This window comes from Paraburkholderia guartelaensis (assembly GCF_004353905.1).
GTDB classification, from domain to species: domain Bacteria; phylum Pseudomonadota; class Gammaproteobacteria; order Burkholderiales; family Burkholderiaceae; genus Paraburkholderia; species Paraburkholderia guartelaensis.
The window spans coordinates 1-15,904 of record NZ_SMOD01000004.1 but is presented as its reverse complement, the minus strand read 5'-3'; the positions used below and the strand labels follow the sequence as shown (position 1 = coordinate 15,904).

Here is a 15,904-nt window from a genome sequence, read left to right as displayed (position 1 = left end):
GATGGCGCTGCAAACGCGTCCGCTGCGCCTCGCGATGGTCGCCGGCGAGCCGTCCGGCGACCTGCTTGCGTCATCGCTGCTCGCGGGCCTCAAAGCCCGCTTGCCCGACACTACGCAGTACTACGGAATCGGCGGTCCGCGCATGACGGCCGCCGGCTTCGACGCGCACTGGCCGATGGAAAAGCTCTCGGTGCGCGGCTACGTCGAGGCGCTGCGGCACATTCCTGAGATTCTGCGCATCCGCAACGAGCTCAAGCACCAGCTGCTGGCCGAACCGCCTGACGCGTTCATCGGCGTGGATGCGCCTGACTTCAACTTCGGCCTCGAGCACGCGCTGCGCGATGCGGGCATTCCGACGATCCACTTCGTCTGCCCGTCGATCTGGGCGTGGCGGGGCGGTCGTATCAAGAAGATCCAGAAGGCCGTGGATCACATGCTCTGCGTGTTTCCGTTCGAAACGGCACTGCTCGAGAAGTCCGGGGTGGCGGCGTCGTACGTGGGCCATCCGCTCGCCGACGAGATTCCGCTCGAACCGGACATGCCCGGTGCGCGCCGCACGCTGGGCCTGCCGGAAAGCGGCCCGGTGATCGCGGTGCTGCCGGGCAGCCGCCGCTCGGAAATCAACCTGATCGGCCCGACCTTCTTCGACGCGATGCAGATCATGCAACGGCGCGAGCCGGCGCTGCGCTTCGTGATGCCGGCGGCAACGCCGGCCATCCATGCGCAGCTGCAGGAGCTCGCGAACGCGCACCAGGGCCTCGGGCTCACGATCATCGACGGCCAGTCGCAGCTCGCCATGACGGCCGCCGACGCGATCCTCGTGAAAAGCGGCACGGTCACGCTCGAAGCGGCGCTGCTCAAGAAGCCGATGGTCATCTCCTACAAGGTGCCCTGGCTCACGGGGCAGATCATGCGCCGCCAGGCCTATCTGCCGTACGTGGGACTGCCGAACATTCTCGCGGGCCGCTTCGTCGTGCCGGAAATCCTGCAGCACTTCGCGACGCCGGAGGCGCTTGCCGAGGCGACGCTCACGCAGTTGCAGGACGAGTCAAACCGGCGCACGCTGACCGAGGTGTTCACGCAGATGCATCTGACCCTGCGCCAGAACACCGCGGAGCGCGCGGCCGAGGTGGTCGCGAGCATCGTCGAAGGCCGAAAGGGGCGGGCATGAGCGAGGGCACGATCAAGCGCGCGACCAGGCGCACGACAGCGCCGGCGGAGAAAAAACCGCCGTCGCAGGCGGCGCTCAAGCTTGCCGCGCGTCGCAAGGCGGCGCGGCAGGCCGGACTGGTGTTCGGATCGCCGGACGACGTGATCTGCGGCGTGGACGAGGCCGGCCGCGGGCCGCTCGCCGGGCCCGTGGTCGCGGCGGCCGTGATTCTCGATCCGGCCCGGCCGATTCGCGGGCTCAACGATTCAAAGGTGCTGACGGCGCAGGCGCGCGAATCGCTCTACGAGCGCATCGTCGAACGCTCGCTCGCGTGGTGCGTCGCGTCGGCGAGCGTCGAGGAAATCGACTCGCTCAACATCCTGCACGCGACGATGCTGGCGATGCGGCGTGCGGTCGAAGGCTTGAGCATCGTGCCGACGCTCGCGAAGATCGACGGCAATCGCTGTCCGGTGATGCCTGTGCGCAGCGAGGCGGTGATCGGCGGCGACGCGCTCGTGCCGAGCATTTCGGCGGCTTCGATCATCGCCAAGGTCACGCGCGACCGCATGCTGGTCGATCTGCACCAACGGCACCCGCACTACGGTTTCGACGCCCATGCGGGCTACGGCACGCCGCAGCACCTCGAAGCGTTGCGCGCGCATGGTCCCTGTGAGCATCACCGGCGCACGTTCGCGCCGGTGCGCGAGGCCTACGTGCTGCACGGCATTGTCCTGCCCGGTGCATCGACCGTGGTCAGCGACGTCGCCAGCCTCGAAGAAGGCGACGCCTTCGCGCCGCTTTCTTGAGCCGCGGCTAACTGCGTCTCACGCGAGCCGGCGCCGTTTCGCATAGTGCCGGCGCCGCCGTTTTCTATCTCCCGATCCTCATTTGACACGCCTGAGCCGCCCGTGAAAGCCATTACCTCGCGCGACAATCCGCTCTACAAGCGCCTGAAGGCGCTCGCCGGCTCGACGCATCAACAGCGGCGCAGCCATCAGGCCTTGCTCGAAGGCTTCCATCTCGCGAGCGCGTGGCTCGACGGCGGCACGCAGCCCGAATACTGCGTGGTGACCGAAGGTGCGCTCGCGCATGAAGAAGCGCAGGCCATCGTCGCCCGCGTGGAAGAGCGTCGCGTGATCACGCTGCCCGATGCGCTCTTCGGGCAGCTCTCGAACGTCGTGCACGGCGTGGGGCTGCTGCTGCTCGTCGATATGCCTGAAGCGCAGTTGCCCGAGCGTGTCGCATCGACTTGCCTCGTCCTCGACGGATTGCAGGACGCCGGCAATGTCGGGTCGATCCTGCGCAGCGCGGCGGCGGCCGGCATCGACAAGGTGTTCTGCACGCCGGGCACGGCCTACGTGTGGTCGTCGAAGGTGCTGCGCTCGGCAATGGGCGCGCATTTTCTCTTGCAGGTGTACGAGGATGTAGAGGCCGAAGCGCTCGTCGAGTTGCTCGGCGTGCCAGTGGTCATCACCGATTCGCACGGCGCGCAGGCGATCGATGAGGCCGATCTCACGGGCCAGGTCGCGTGGGTGTTCGGCAACGAGGGCGCGGGCGTCTCGCAGGTATGGCGCGACGCGGCCGCGCTGCGCGTGACGATTCCGCAGCCGGGCGGCATGGAGTCGCTCAACGTTGCGGCAGCGGCGGCGGTGTGCGTGTTCGAGCAATGCCGGCAGCAGCGTCACGCACGTTGACGCTCGCGCCAGTGGGCAATAAAAAAGCCCGCGCGATGCGGGCTTTTTCGTTTCAGGCGGTGTGCTTCAATACGACGGCTTGTCGATGCGGATTTCCTGCAGGATCGTGGTGGCGATTTCCTCGATCGACTTGTGCGTCGACGAGAGCCACTTGATGCCTTCGCGCCGCATCATCGCCTCGGCTTCGTTGACCTCATAGCGGCAATTTTCCAGCGCGGCGTACTTGCTGCCCGGGCGCCGCTCGTTGCGGATCTCGGTCAGGCGCTGCGGATCGATCGAGAGGCCGAATATCTTCGTACGATGCGAAAGCAGCGCATTCGGCAGCTTGCCGCGCTCGAAATCGTCGGGGATGAGCGGGTAGTTCGCGGCCTTCACACCGTACTGCATCGCGAGATACAGGCTCGTAGGCGTCTTGCCGCTGCGCGATACGCCCACGAGGATCACGTCGGCGTCGGCGAGATTGCGGTCGGACTGGCCGTCGTCGTGCGCGAGCGAGAAGTTGATCGCCTCGATTCGGTTCTTGTATTCGTCGGTGTCGGCGTTCTGGTGGCCGCGACCCATGGCGTGGCTCGACTTGAGCTCCAGCTCCTGCTCGAGCGGTTCCACGAAGGTCTGGAACATGTCCATCACGAGCGCATTCGCGCGCTTGACGATCTCGTTCGAGTTGCTGTCCACGAGGGTCGTGAACACGATCGGACGGCGGCCTTCCTGCACGGCGGCTTCGTTGATCTTCTCGGCGGTCGAGTATGCCTTTTCGGACGAATCGACAAAGGGCACGCGCACGAGGCGGAATTTCTGGTCGAACTGCGACAGGATCGAATGCGCGAAGGTTTCGGCAGTGATCCCGGTACCGTCGGAGACGATGAATACGGTAGGCGGCATCGGTTGAGGCTGGGTACGTGAGCTGCAGGGCCGCTCGGGACAGGCTTGGGCGCCCGGAAAGCCCCGTCCGGCGGGACCGAGGGGCAATTCTCGCCGACTGGCACAAATTCCAGAGTCGGCACGGTAGAATAGCGGCAACCTGTTGGATAAGCAATTGCAGTGCAACCGCGCCAAACAGCCGCCTATCGCGGCGCATTCTGGTGTCAATTTGCAGCGATTCCGTCTAACTTCATGTAATCGCGCGCATCTTCGTGCTTTTCCATTGAATGGAAATTCGCTTGGCTCCTGAGCGATTGCTTCTCCAACAGGTTGCGCAAGACGCGAATCCGCCTCCAATGGGTGGACCGCGTTCGAGCCCACTTGCGCAATCGTGAATTTTTTTCACACTTAGGGGCTTGTATGACTAACACCGTTGCCAAGGATCAGGCGTATGTAGTGCCTTTCGAGCAGTTGCGGATGACCGATGTCGAGATCGTGGGCGGCAAGAACGCCTCGCTCGGCGAAATGATCAGCCAGTTGGCTGAGGCAGGCGTGCGAGTCCCCACGGGCTTCGCGACGACTGCGGTCGCCTTCCGCGACTTCCTGAAACATAACAACCTGACCGAACGGATCGCCGCCCGTCTGGAGACGTTCGACGTCGACGACGTGAAGGCGTTGGCCGAAGCTGGCAAGGAGATCCGTCAATGGATCATCGACGCGCCGCTGCAGCCGAAACTCGAAGCGGACATCCGCGCCGGTTTCGAGACGCTGCAGAACGGTTCGCCGTCTGAGCTCTCGTTCGCCGTACGTTCGTCGGCAACGGCGGAAGACCTGCCCGACGCATCGTTTGCCGGTCAGCAGGAAAGCTACCTCAACGTGGTCGGCATCGAAGACGTGCTCGATCGCCTCAAGCACGTGTTCGCGTCGCTCTACAACGACCGCGCCATTTCCTATCGCGTCCACAAGGGCTTCACCCACGCCGAAGTTGCGCTGTCGGCCGGCGTGCAGCGCATGGTCCGTTCGGACCGCGGCGCCGCCGGTGTGATGTTCACGCTGGACACGGAATCGGGCTTCAAGGACGCTGTCTTCATCACGTCGAGCTATGGCCTCGGTGAAACGGTCGTGCAGGGCGCCGTGAATCCGGACGAGTTCTACGTCTTCAAGACCACGCTCGCGCAGGGCAAGGCTCCGATCATCCGCCGCTCGATCGGCTCGAAGCTCATCAAGATGGAGTTCACGCAGCCGGGCGAACCGGGCCGCGTGAAGACGGTCGACGTCTCGCACGAACAGCGCAACCGCTTCTCGATCACCGACGAAGATGTGATCGAGCTGGCCAAGTACGCCGTCATCATCGAGAAGCACTACCAGCGTCCGATGGACATCGAGTGGGGCAAGGACGGTCTCGACGGCAAGATCTTCATTCTCCAGGCGCGTCCGGAGACGGTGAAGAGCCAGGCCGCCGGCAAGGTCGAGCAGCGCTTCAAGCTCAAGGGCCAGTCGCAGGTGCTCGCAACGGGCCGCGCTATCGGCCAGAAGATCGGTGCAGGCCGCGTGAAGGTGATTCACGATCCGTCCGAAATGGAACGCGTGCAGCCGGGCGACGTGCTCGTCGCCGACATGACCGACCCGAACTGGGAGCCGGTGATGAAGCGCGCTTCGGCGATCGTCACGAACCGTGGCGGCCGTACCTGCCACGCGGCGATCATCGCGCGTGAGCTGGGCGTGCCGGCCGTGGTGGGCTGCGGCGACGCGACCGACGTGCTGAAGGACGGCGCGCTCGTGACGGTTTCGTGCGCGGAAGGCGACGAAGGCCGCATCTACGACGGTCTGCTGGAAACGGAAGTCAGCGAAGTCCAGCGTGGCGAGCTGCCGGCCATTCCGGTCAAGATCATGATGAACGTCGGCAATCCGCAGCTCGCGTTCGACTTCTCGCAACTGCCGAATGCAGGTGTTGGCCTCGCGCGTCTCGAGTTCATCATCAACAACAACATCGGTGTGCACCCGAAGGCGATCCTCGAGTACCCGAACATCGACGCGGACCTGAAGAAGGCCGTGGAAAGCGTTGCACGCGGGCACGCCTCGCCGCGCGCGTTCTACGTCGACAAGCTCACGGAAGGTATCGCCACGATCGCGGCGGCGTTCTATCCGAAGCCCGTGATCGTGCGTCTGTCGGACTTCAAGTCGAACGAGTACAAGAAGCTGATCGGCGGTTCGCGCTACGAGCCGGATGAAGAAAACCCGATGCTGGGTTTCCGCGGCGCTTCGCGCTACATCGCCGAGGACTTCGCGCAAGCGTTCGAGATGGAGTGCCTGGCGCTCAAGCGCGTGCGTGAAGAAATGGGTCTCACGAACGTCGAGATCATGGTGCCGTTCGTGCGTACGCTCAAGCAGGCGGAGCGCGTGGTTGGCCTGCTCGAGAAGTTTGGCCTGAAGCGCGGCGTGAACGACCTCAAGCTGATCATGATGTGCGAAGTGCCGTCGAACGCGATTCTCGCCGAAGAGTTCCTGCAGTACTTCGACGGTTTCTCGATCGGCTCGAACGACCTTACGCAGCTCACGCTCGGCCTCGACCGGGACTCGGGCATGGAACTGCTGGCCGTCGACTTCGACGAGCGCGATCCGGCCGTGAAGTTCATGCTCAAGCGCGCGATCGAAACCTGCCGCCGTCTGAACAAGTACGTCGGCATCTGCGGTCAGGGCCCGTCCGATCACCCGGATTTCGCCCAGTGGCTCGCGGAAGAAGGCATCGCTTCGATCTCGCTGAACCCGGACTCGGTCGTCGAAACCTGGCAGCAGCTGGCGAAGTCGCAGGCGAAGTAAGCGCCGTGCCGAGGGTGTCAATCTTCGGCGCATGCGGAGTTTGATGCTGCTTACCGTGCGTGATTACACGCGGCGGAAAAAAGTGTCAGCTTCGTGCTATAACACCCCGGTCTATCCGGGGTGTTTTACTTTGGGGGGTCGTCGTGGGTCCGCATGGTTTGTTCTGGTGGATTGCCGCCGGCGTGCTCATCGTCGCCGAGCTGATGACCGGCACCTTCTACTTATTGATGATCGCGCTCGGTTTTCTCGCCGGCGCGCTCAGCTATGAGCTTGGCTGGCCGCTCGACGTGCAGTTGATCGTCGCAGCGGCGGTCGGGCTCGCGGCCGTGGTCACGCTGCGGCGCTCGCGCTTTGGCCGCCGCCGGCGCATGACCGACGCGTCGACCGATCCGGGCGTGAACCTCGATATTGGCGCGACGCTTGCCGTCGCCGCATGGCGCGACGGCCGCGCGCGCACGATGTATCGCGGCGCCGAATGGGACGTCGAACTCGCGCCCGGCGAGCCCGAGGATGCGCCCCTCTATGAAATCAAGGCAGTGCGCGGCAGTTGCCTCGTCGTGGCGGCGAAGCGCGAGCGGCGCGAAGCCAATGCGCCCGGTGCCGCTCGCGACGACGCGCGCCACGCGTGACCGGTCGAATTCAAATCACACCAACACACCACACAGAAGCGAACGGAGGTCCCGTATGCAAGTCCCAGTCGTCGGCCTGATTCTGCTCGTGATCGTCGTCGTGCTGATCGCGCAGACCATCAAGATCGTGCCTCAGCAGCATGCCTGGGTGCTCGAACGGCTTGGACGCTACCACGCCACGCTCACGCCGGGGCTGACAATCGTGCTGCCGTTCGTGGATCGCGTGGCCTACAAGCACGTGCTCAAGGAGATTCCGCTCGACGTGCCGAGCCAGGTCTGCATCACGCGCGACAACACGCAGCTTCAGGTGGATGGCGTGCTGTACTTCCAGGTGACCGATCCGATGAAGGCGTCGTACGGCTCGAGCAATTTCGTGTTCGCGATCACGCAGCTTTCGCAGACCACGCTGCGCTCGGTGATCGGCAAGCTCGAACTCGACAAGACCTTCGAGGAACGCGACTTCATCAACCATAGCGTCGTGTCGGCGCTCGATGAAGCCGCATCGAACTGGGGCGTGAAGGTGCTGCGCTACGAAATCAAGGATCTCACGCCGCCGAAGGAAATCCTGCACGCCATGCAGGCGCAGATCACCGCCGAGCGGGAAAAGCGCGCGCTCATCGCGGCCTCGGAAGGCCGCAAGCAGGAGCAGATCAACCTCGCAGCCGGCGCGCGCGAGGCGGCAATCCAGAAGTCGGAAGGCGAGCGTCAGGCGGCGATCAACCAGGCGCAGGGTCAGGCGGCCGCCATTCTTGCGGTGGCCGAGGCGAACGCACAGGCCATCCAGAAGATCGGCAACTCGATCCAGGCGCAGGGCGGGATGGATGCCGTCAACCTCAAGGTGGCCGAACAGTACGTGAATGCCTTTGCCAATCTGGCGAAGCAGGGCAATACGCTGATCGTGCCGGGCAACATGGGCGACTTGAGCTCGATGATCGCTTCGGCGCTGACGATCGTGAACCGGGCGGGCCTGCGCGAGGGGCAGATCAGTGGGGCCGGGGCGACGAAGGGCGCATAAGCGCTCAGGCCGCTGCAAATGACAACGGGCCGCATGAGCGGCCCGTTTTCCATCCAAACGATTCTCCGGAAGAATCAGGTGGGCGAGCGCATCAGGCGCGCCTTTTCGCGCTCCCAGTCGCGTTTCTTCTCGGTTTCGCGCTTGTCGTGCAGCTTCTTGCCCTTGGCGAGGCCGATCTCACACTTCACGCGGCCGCCCTTGTAGTGAAAGTTCAGCGGCACGAGCGTGAAGCCGCGCTGCTCGACCTTGCCGATCAGCTTGTCGATTTCCTCGCGATGGAGCAGCAGCTTGCGGGTGCGCGTGGGGTCCGGCTGGATGTGCGTCGAGGCCTCGGGCAGCGGGCTGATGTGCGTGCCGATCAGGTAGAGCTCGCCGTCCTTGATCACGACGTAGCTCTCCTTGATGTTGGCTCGCCCGGCGCGCATGGCCTTGACTTCCCATCCTTCCAGCACGAGCCCAGCCTCGTGGCGCTCTTCGATGAAGTAATCGAAGAACGCTTTTCTGTTGTCGATGATGCTCATAGGAAAATGGGATTGGCCCAACTCGTTTAAAATTACGATTTTAGCAAAGCGGGCTCCCGAAAGCCCGTGGCGCTTTCACCCTAGCCACGCATTGCGCAATTTATGGCGGATGTCCAGAAAACCGTGTTGATTCGCCATTCGGCGGAACAAATGTTCGACCTCGTCACCGACGTCGCCGACTACCCCAACTTCCTGCCGTGGTGCGGCGGCATCGAGATTCGCCGTCAGGACGAGAGCGGCATGGAGGCGAAGATCGACATCAACTTCAAGGGCATCAAGCAACACTTCGCCACGCGCAACTCGCAAAAGCGGCCCGAGCGCATCGACATGGAATTCGCCGATGGCCCGTTCCGCAAGTTCACGGGCTACTGGCGTTTCACGCCGCTGCGCGCCGACGCCTGCAAGATCGAGTTTGCGCTGCATTACGAGTTTTCAAACATCATTCTCGAGAAACTCATCGGGCCGGTGTTCCATCACATCGCGAACACCTTCGTCGACTCCTTCGTGAAGCGCGCCGACCAGCGCTACGGCAAGCCATGAGCGCGAATCTTTCCATCGACGTCTGCTACGCGCTGCCGGATACGCAGACGCTCATCAGCATCGAACTGCCGACGGGCGCGACCGTCCAGCAGGCCATCGACGCAAGCGGCATTCTCGCGCGTCATCCCGAGATCGATCTGGCGAAGCTCAAGGTAGGCGTGTACGGCAAGCTCAAGCCGCTCGACACCGTGCTCGCCGACCACGACCGCGTGGAGATCTATCGGCCGCTGATCGTCGACCCGAAGATGGCGCGCCAGCGCCGCGTCGACAAGACCCGCAAGGAAGGCTCGATCGAAGGGCGCAAGTGGCTGCCCAAGGATTCGCGGTAAGCGTCGAGCCAGGTTGCCAAGGATTTGCCGCACCAATGCAATGGGCGGGACAGCGCACGCTGTCCCGCCCATTCGGTTTTTTGCGGCCCGGCCCGCTCAGGCGGTGGTCGTGCGGCCGCTACGCTTCTTCGCGTCGTTGTTCGGTTGCGCGAGGCGGCTTTCGTTGCCGATGCCTGGCAGATCGCCGTCCGGCACGATACCGTCGCCGTGCGCGGTGTCTTCGGGGCCGCCCGAATGCTGGCGCACCGACCAGCTCACGCCTGCCACCAGCAGCACGATCGCCGCGATTTCCAGCCCGCGCGGCAGCCGGTGATCGTAGATAAAGCCGTAGAGCAGGGCGAACAGCGTCTCGAACACGATCATCTGACCCGAGAGCGTGAGCGGCAAGCGCTTGGCGGCGGCGTTCCAGAGGCCGTTGCCGAGCCACGAGGCGCCGATCGCGAGCACCAGATTCAACTGCCAGAACGTAGTCCAGCGGCCGGCGGCCACGGTTTCCTGCACCCAGTGCGACGGCACGACGAGAATGCCGAGCCAGAGCAGGCCGCCGAGCGCGCCCGTGACCACGCCCCAGAGCACCGACCATTCGTTGCCGCTGAAGTGCGCATTGCGCTGCAGATAGCGAGCGTTCTCGACCGCGAACCAGGTCCAGCACACGAGCGCGCCGACGGCGCAGCCAATGCCCGCGATGCGCGTGAGGACGCTCGCGCCGCCTGCCTCGCTGGCTGCGCTGAACACGTCCACGTTGATGCAGACGATGCCGGCCGCGATCATCGCAAGCGGCCAGACCAGACGTGAAAGGGGCACGGCGCCATGGTCGCGGCGGCCAAGCAGCGTGACCGTGACGGGCAGCACGCCGACGATCAGCGAGGCAGGCGCGATGCCCACCAGATGGATGGCGCTCGCAAGAAACAGGTAATAGAGCACGTTGCCCACCAGCGCGAGCTTCACGAGTGCGACCAGATCGGCACGTGTCATGCGCGGCCAGACGCGGCGCAGCATGGGCAAAAGCGCGGCGAGCGAGACGAGCCCGTACATCGCGTAGCGGCCCGCGCTCAGGAGCAGTGGCGAGAACTCCGCCAGTTGCCGGGGCACGACGAACACCGTTCCCCACAATGCGCCGGCGAGCATGCCGTACAACACACCACGCTGCATTTGTAATGCCTCCAGAAACTTCGGGTGGCCCAGACGGGCCGTATTAACAGGACGGCCCGAAGCATAACTGGAGGCGTGCGCACCCGTCTTGTTCAATCCTGCATCGGGCGTCCGATATTCGGGTCGGAGGCGAGCCTTGCCCGCACGACTCGCACCGGCAGGGCCGGAGCGTGGAAATAATCCCGAAAACGGCGCTAAGCTACTGTTAGCGCTGATGATTTCCAGGGCGCTATCGCGTATAATCTGCTTTTGCGCCTATAGGATTTGCCATGCGTCTGATCCAGAAAGCACTCACGTTCGATGACGTGCTCCTCGTCCCCGCCTTTTCCGACGTTCTCCCGCGCGACACCAGCCTGAAGACCCGGCTGACCCGCAATATCTCCCTGAACATTCCGCTCGTGTCGGCCGCTATGGATACCGTCACGGAAGGCCGTCTGGCAATTGCCATGGCGCAGCAGGGCGGCGTCGGCATCGTCCACAAGAACCTCACGCCGGCCGAGCAGGCGCGAGAGGTCGCGAAGGTGAAGCGCTTCGAGTCGGGCGTCGTGCGCGATCCGATCACGATTCCGCCGCAAATGAAGGTCGCCGACGTCATCGCGCTCTCGCAGCAGCATGGCATTTCGGGCTTCCCGGTCGTCGAAGGCGCACAACTCGTCGGCATCGTCACGAACCGCGACCTGCGTTTCGAAACGCGTCTGGACGAGCCGGTGCGCTCGATCATGACGCCGCGCGAGCGTCTCGTCACCGTCAAGGAAGGCACGCCGCTCGTCGAAGCCAAGGCGCTCATGCACAGCCACCGCCTTGAGCGCGTGCTGGTCGTGAATGACTCGTTCGAGCTGCGCGGTCTCATGACCGTCAAGGACATCACCAAGCAGACCGAGCACCCGGCCGCCTGTAAGGACGAGCACGGCAAGCTGCGCGCAGGCGCGGCAGTCGGTGTGGGTCCGGACAACGAAGAACGCGTCGAGTTGCTGGTGCAAGCCGGCGTGGACGTGATCGTCGTGGATACGGCGCACGGCCATAGCAAGGGCGTGCTCGAGCGCGTTCGCTGGGTCAAGAAGAACTTCCCGCACGTCGAAGTGATCGGCGGCAACATCGCTACGGCCGACGCGGCGCGCGCACTCGTCGAGTACGGCGCGGACGGCGTGAAGGTCGGTATCGGCCCGGGCTCGATCTGCACGACGCGTATCGTGGCCGGCGTGGGCGTGCCGCAGATCAGCGCGATCTCCAATGTCTCGGAAGCGCTCAAGGGGACGGGCGTGCCGTGCATCGCCGACGGCGGCGTGCGCTACTCGGGCGACGTGTCGAAAGCGCTGGCAGCCGGCGCGAACGCCGTGATGATGGGCAGCATGTTCGCGGGCACCGAAGAGTCGCCGGGCGACGTGTTCCTCTACCAGGGCCGCCAGTACAAGTCGTATCGCGGCATGGGCTCGGTCGGCGCGATGAAGGACGGCGCCGCGGACCGCTACTTCCAGGACAACTCGGCGAACATCGACAAGCTCGTGCCGGAAGGCATCGAAGGCCGAGTCGCCTACAAGGGGCCGATCAACGCGATCTTGTTCCAGCTGATCGGTGGCGTGCGCGCTTCGATGGGCTACTGCGGCTGCCGTACGATCGAAGACCTGCATGCGAAAGCGGAGTTTGTGCAGATTACCGGCGCCGGCCTGCACGAGTCGCACGTGCACGACGTGCAGATCACGAAGGAAGCGCCCAACTATCACGTGGACTAAACCCCGATGAAGCCGCTGCTGCGCGTGCTACTGATTGTCGATGCGTTGACGTTGCTCGGATTCGGCGTGCTGTTCGTTCTCACGCCCTGGAGCCTCGTCTACAACGCGTTGCAACTGGTGCAAACGCAGCCGGCGCTCGTTGGGCAGGCGTTTGGCGTGGTGCTGCTGGGTTTCGCGTGGCTTGCGCTGCGCGCGGCCTTCCACGGCGAGATGACCGTGCCTGTGGGCCGCACCGTGGGGCACGTCAACTGGATTGCCGGCGTGCTGATGCTGGTCTGGCTGATCGGCGTGCGTAGTCCGCAACTCACTGGCTTGGGCCAGTTGGTGGCTGGCGCGGTGGGCGTCTGGCTGATCGTCCTCGGGTTGGGCGGTGCGCGTCTGGCGGGTTTGGTGCGCAAGCGCGAAAGAACCACGCCGGCCGAAGCCGCCGCGCAACGCCGCGAAGCACGCGAGGCTCGCAAGACCGCCAAGGCGCGGCGCGAGGAGCCGGTGACGTACGCGAAGCCCGGGGCTCCGCGAACGGCGTGGGGCGGTGCGCAAGAGGCGAAACGGCCGGCAGCGCCGGTCGAACCCGTTGTGGAAGTCCCGACCGTGACGCCCGCGGCCGTTCCGCCGGTTACGCCCCGTCCATCGCCGGTTACGCCGCCCGCCAGTCCGGTGCAAGCTCAAGAGGCTCGACAGGCGGCTCGCGACGAAGCGGCCGACGCACCGAGGCCGCCGCTGCGTGGCTGAGGCCGCGTGCAAACCCGGCCTCCCAAACAGCAGACGCAGTGCGCCCGAAAGACACCCGAACTTGCGCCACCCGGTGCCGCCGTAGCACGGCGCTCCGGTCCTGATGAATTCACGCTGCGCGCGTTTGAACTGTCGCGCGGCTTTCCGTATCCGTTCTTTTTTAGGTCTCGTCCGCAGCCATGCACGACAAAATCCTGATCCTCGACTTCGGCTCGCAAGTCACCCAGCTCATCGCACGCCGCGTGCGCGAAGCCCACGTTTATTCGGAAATCCATCCGTATGATGTGGACGACGCATTCGTGCGCGAATTCGCGCCGAAGGGCATCATCCTCTCCGGCGGCCCGAACTCGGTCACCGACACCGATACGCCGCGCGCACCGCAAGCCGTGTTCGAACTGGGCGTGCCAGTTCTCGGCATTTGCTACGGCATGCAGACGATGGCCGAGCAGCTTGGCGGCAAGGTCGACGGCGGCCACCTGCGCGAATTCGGTTACGCCGAAGTGCGCGCCCGCAACCACACGAGCTTCCTCGAAGGCATCGAAGACTTCCGCACGAGCGAAGGCCACGGCATGCTGAAGGTGTGGATGAGCCACGGCGACAAGGTCACGGAAATGCCGGCGGGCTTCCAGCTGATGGCATCGACGGAATCGTGCCCGATCGCGGCAATGGCCGATGAAGCGCGCCACTTCTACGGCCTGCAATGGCACCCGGAAGTCACGCACACGGTGCAGGGTCGCGCGATGCTCGAGCGTTTCGTGCTCGGCATCTGCGGCGCGAAGGCCGACTGGGAGATGGGCCACTACATCGACGAAGCCGTCGAGACGATCCGCAAGCAGGTGGGCAACGAGCATGTGATTCTCGGCCTCTCGGGCGGCGTGGATTCGTCGGTCGCGGCGGCACTGCTGCATCGTGCGATTGGCGACCAGCTGACCTGTGTGTTCGTCGATCACGGCCTCCTGCGTCTGAACGAAGCCGAGCAGGTGATGTCGATGTTCGCCGACAACCTCGGCGTGAAGGTGATCCATGTCGACGCGAGCGAAGCGTTCATGTCGAAGCTCGCAGGCGTAACCGATCCGGAAGCGAAGCGCAAGATCATCGGCGCGGAGTTCGTCGAAGTGTTCCAGACGGAAGCGGGCAAGCTCACCGACGCCAAATGGCTCGCGCAAGGCACGATCTATCCGGACGTCATCGAGTCGGCCGGCAAGGGCAAGAAGGCCGCGCACACGATCAAGAGCCACCACAACGTGGGCGGGCTGCCGGAAACGCTCAATCTCAAGCTGCTCGAACCGCTGCGTGAACTCTTCAAGGACGAAGTGCGCGAACTGGGCGTGAAGCTCGGCCTGCCGCACGAAATGGTCTACCGCCATCCGTTCCCGGGCCCGGGCCTCGGCGTGCGCATTCTCGGCGAAGTGAAGCGTGATTTTGCGGATCTGCTGCGCCGTGCAGATGCGATCTTCATCGAGACGCTGCGGAACACGATCGACAAGGAAACGGGCAAGTCGTGGTACGAACTCACGAGCCAGGCGTTCGCCGTGTTCCTGCCGGTGAAGAGCGTGGGTGTGATGGGCGATGGCCGCACCTACGAGTATGTCGTAGCGCTGCGCGCGGTGCAGACGCTCGACTTCATGACGGCGCACTGGGCGCACCTGCCGCACGAGTTGCTGGGCCACGTGTCGAACCGCATCATCAATGAGGTGCGCGGCATCAACCGTGTGGTGTACGACATCTCGGGCAAGCCGCCGGCGACGATCGAGTGGGAGTGATTTAGGATCGCCTCACATCGTCTCATGCGGTCTCGAAACTCACGTCTAACCGAAGCGCCATAAGGGCCGAGACATTTCAGGTTGTCTCGGCCGATATTATCCAAGCGCGCGCAGTGTCGGTTGTCGTGACGGTACCGTTAGAGGCAGATGAAATCGCTGGTCACGATACCGTCAGACGGGCTGACGGTATCGGACGGCGAATCAGAGTGAGGCTGATTTGCTTACCGATCGAGAACTATCCAGTCTGGCACCGCGCGAAAAGGCCTATAAGGTTGCGTAGCTGTGTTGCCGACCGGCAAACGCTCCTTCCGCTTCGATTACCGCTTGAACGGGCGCCGTGAAACGCTGACGATCGGGTGCCACGAATCCGACCCGTCGCGCAAGGCTGCTCGTGATCCCGAACAACTTCAATATGGCATGGCCGTCTCGTTGCGCGAGGCACGCCCGCTGTTGGAACGCGCCCGCCGGGACTTGGAGCGCGGTGTGTCCCCCTCTAGCGCGAAGATCGAGAAGCGTACGGACGCCGCCGAAGCCTTGACAGTCGGATGGATCGAGTCCGAACTCGATGCGCTCATCAAGTCGCGTGTTCGCGCATCCCGCCCGGGCGAGCAGGTGGTTGCATGAACGCGCAACGCGATGCGCTTGCCGATGCAATTGTCGCCAGCCAGAGTCCCCGATGGGCAGTTCAAACTCCTCCACTTGTGGGCGGCTAAATTCCCCCAGGCAGGACGAGCGGATTATGCGTCGGATTCCTCAGTGACGGCAAGCCTGGCAGCGGCTTCACGGAGACGATAGCTCTTGCCTTCAAACTCGAGGAGTTTGGAGCGATGCAGCAGACGGTCAAGGATCGTCGAAGCCATGGTGCTGTCGCGAAGGTAGCGCCCCCAGTCCTGGACGACGCGGTTGGACGTGACGAGGATGCTGCGGCGTTGCTTGTAGCGTTGATGGACGAGGGTCTGCAGCAGTTC

General features: G+C 64.1%; 16 protein-coding genes. 12 read left to right on the top strand and 4 right to left on the bottom strand.

The features are described 5' to 3' along the window. The first annotated feature begins 1 nt into the window (after position 1). The 3 genes from lpxB (at position 2) to E1N52_RS06375 (ending at position 2,844) form a co-directional block, all read left to right on the top strand. Positions 2-1,171, top strand: a complete 1,170-nt coding sequence (gene lpxB, locus E1N52_RS06385) for a lipid-A-disaccharide synthase (protein WP_133181262.1) — start codon at positions 2-4, stop codon at positions 1,169-1,171. After that, a complete protein-coding gene (rnhB, locus tag E1N52_RS06380; protein WP_133181260.1) occupies positions 1,168-1,956 on the top strand; it encodes a ribonuclease HII in 789 nt (262 codons plus the stop codon). Before lpxB ends, rnhB begins: the two co-directional genes overlap by 4 nt. A gap of 102 nt (positions 1,957-2,058) precedes the next feature. Continuing rightward, positions 2,059-2,844, top strand: a complete 786-nt coding sequence (locus tag E1N52_RS06375; RefSeq protein ID WP_133181258.1) for a TrmH family RNA methyltransferase — start codon at positions 2,059-2,061, stop codon at positions 2,842-2,844. Between the two features lie 66 nt (positions 2,845-2,910). Here E1N52_RS06375 and ppsR read toward each other — a convergent pair whose 3' ends face one another. Further along, the gene (gene ppsR / locus E1N52_RS06370) at positions 2,911-3,726 is read right to left on the bottom strand and encodes a posphoenolpyruvate synthetase regulatory kinase/phosphorylase PpsR (RefSeq protein WP_028204047.1); all 816 of its coding nucleotides are present in this window, start codon (positions 3,724-3,726) and stop codon (positions 2,911-2,913) included. Between the two features lie 399 nt (positions 3,727-4,125). Here ppsR and ppsA point away from each other — a divergent pair, with 399 nt between their 5' ends. The 3 genes from ppsA (at position 4,126) to E1N52_RS06355 (ending at position 8,169) form a co-directional block, all read left to right on the top strand. Continuing rightward, positions 4,126-6,525 carry a phosphoenolpyruvate synthase gene (gene ppsA, locus E1N52_RS06365; protein WP_133181256.1) on the top strand — a complete coding sequence of 800 codons (2,400 nt, stop codon included), beginning with the start codon at positions 4,126-4,128 and terminating at the stop codon, positions 6,523-6,525. Between the two features lie 143 nt (positions 6,526-6,668). Then, positions 6,669-7,154 (top strand): NfeD family protein, encoded by a 486-nt coding sequence (locus tag E1N52_RS06360; RefSeq protein ID WP_133181254.1) that lies wholly within the window; start codon positions 6,669-6,671, stop codon positions 7,152-7,154. A 55-nt stretch (positions 7,155-7,209) separates the two neighbouring features. Next, a complete protein-coding gene (locus E1N52_RS06355; RefSeq protein ID WP_133181252.1) occupies positions 7,210-8,169 on the top strand; it encodes an SPFH domain-containing protein in 960 nt (319 codons plus the stop codon). 74 nt (positions 8,170-8,243) lie between these two features. Here the strand turns inward: E1N52_RS06355 and smpB are convergent, their stop codons facing one another. Next, entirely contained in the window at positions 8,244-8,690 is a 447-nt protein-coding gene (gene smpB / locus E1N52_RS06350; protein WP_069265630.1) for an SsrA-binding protein SmpB, read from the bottom strand. A 102-nt stretch (positions 8,691-8,792) separates the two neighbouring features. Between smpB and E1N52_RS06345 the strand changes: the two genes are divergently transcribed. Beyond that, positions 8,793-9,230: a type II toxin-antitoxin system RatA family toxin gene (locus tag E1N52_RS06345; RefSeq protein WP_133181251.1), complete on the top strand. Its 438-nt coding sequence runs from the start codon at positions 8,793-8,795 to the stop codon at positions 9,228-9,230. Next, positions 9,227-9,559 (top strand): RnfH family protein, encoded by a 333-nt coding sequence (locus E1N52_RS06340; protein WP_133181249.1) that lies wholly within the window; start codon positions 9,227-9,229, stop codon positions 9,557-9,559. The genes E1N52_RS06345 and E1N52_RS06340 overlap by 4 nt, the downstream gene beginning before the upstream one ends. A gap of 96 nt (positions 9,560-9,655) precedes the next feature. On the opposite strand, the gene E1N52_RS06335 is transcribed toward E1N52_RS06340, so the two are convergent. Then, a complete protein-coding gene (locus E1N52_RS06335; RefSeq protein ID WP_133181247.1) occupies positions 9,656-10,711 on the bottom strand; it encodes a DMT family transporter in 1,056 nt (351 codons plus the stop codon). 269 nt (positions 10,712-10,980) lie between these two features. Here E1N52_RS06335 and guaB point away from each other — a divergent pair, with 269 nt between their 5' ends. From guaB to E1N52_RS06315, 4 genes are all read left to right on the top strand, one after another. Next, a complete protein-coding gene (gene guaB, locus E1N52_RS06330; protein ID WP_133181245.1) occupies positions 10,981-12,441 on the top strand; it encodes an IMP dehydrogenase in 1,461 nt (486 codons plus the stop codon). 6 nt (positions 12,442-12,447) lie between these two features. Beyond that, positions 12,448-13,173, top strand: a complete 726-nt coding sequence (locus E1N52_RS06325) for a hypothetical protein (protein ID WP_133181244.1) — start codon at positions 12,448-12,450, stop codon at positions 13,171-13,173. 179 nt (positions 13,174-13,352) lie between these two features. Next, the gene (guaA, locus tag E1N52_RS06320) at positions 13,353-14,936 is read left to right on the top strand and encodes a glutamine-hydrolyzing GMP synthase (protein ID WP_133181242.1); all 1,584 of its coding nucleotides are present in this window, start codon (positions 13,353-13,355) and stop codon (positions 14,934-14,936) included. 282 nt (positions 14,937-15,218) lie between these two features. Beyond that, the gene (locus tag E1N52_RS06315) at positions 15,219-15,560 is read left to right on the top strand and encodes an Arm DNA-binding domain-containing protein (protein WP_205965584.1); all 342 of its coding nucleotides are present in this window, start codon (positions 15,219-15,221) and stop codon (positions 15,558-15,560) included. A gap of 113 nt (positions 15,561-15,673) precedes the next feature. Here the strand turns inward: E1N52_RS06315 and E1N52_RS06310 are convergent. Beyond that, on the bottom strand, positions 15,674-15,904 hold a 231-nt coding region (locus E1N52_RS06310; RefSeq protein ID WP_165979344.1), incomplete at its 5' end, for an ATP-binding protein.

Bases quoted from the DNA above. Each gene is read 5' to 3' on its own strand.
- lpxB (WP_133181262.1), top strand. From the start codon at position 2: ATGGCGCTGCAAACGCGTCCGCTGCGCCTCGCGATGGTCGCCGGCGAG.
- rnhB (WP_133181260.1), top strand. From the start codon at position 1,168: ATGAGCGAGGGCACGATCAAGCGCGCGACCAGGCGCACGACAGCGCCG.
- ppsR (WP_028204047.1), bottom strand. From the start codon at position 3,726: ATGCCGCCTACCGTATTCATCGTCTCCGACGGTACCGGGATCACTGCC.
- ppsA (WP_133181256.1), top strand. From the start codon at position 4,126: ATGACTAACACCGTTGCCAAGGATCAGGCGTATGTAGTGCCTTTCGAG.
- E1N52_RS06355 (WP_133181252.1), top strand. From the start codon at position 7,210: ATGCAAGTCCCAGTCGTCGGCCTGATTCTGCTCGTGATCGTCGTCGTG.
- smpB (WP_069265630.1), bottom strand. From the start codon at position 8,690: ATGAGCATCATCGACAACAGAAAAGCGTTCTTCGATTACTTCATCGAA.
- E1N52_RS06345 (WP_133181251.1), top strand. From the start codon at position 8,793: ATGGCGGATGTCCAGAAAACCGTGTTGATTCGCCATTCGGCGGAACAA.
- E1N52_RS06340 (WP_133181249.1), top strand. From the start codon at position 9,227: ATGAGCGCGAATCTTTCCATCGACGTCTGCTACGCGCTGCCGGATACG.
- E1N52_RS06335 (WP_133181247.1), bottom strand. From the start codon at position 10,711: ATGCAGCGTGGTGTGTTGTACGGCATGCTCGCCGGCGCATTGTGGGGA.
- guaB (WP_133181245.1), top strand. From the start codon at position 10,981: ATGCGTCTGATCCAGAAAGCACTCACGTTCGATGACGTGCTCCTCGTC.
- E1N52_RS06325 (WP_133181244.1), top strand. From the start codon at position 12,448: ATGAAGCCGCTGCTGCGCGTGCTACTGATTGTCGATGCGTTGACGTTG.
- guaA (WP_133181242.1), top strand. From the start codon at position 13,353: ATGCACGACAAAATCCTGATCCTCGACTTCGGCTCGCAAGTCACCCAG.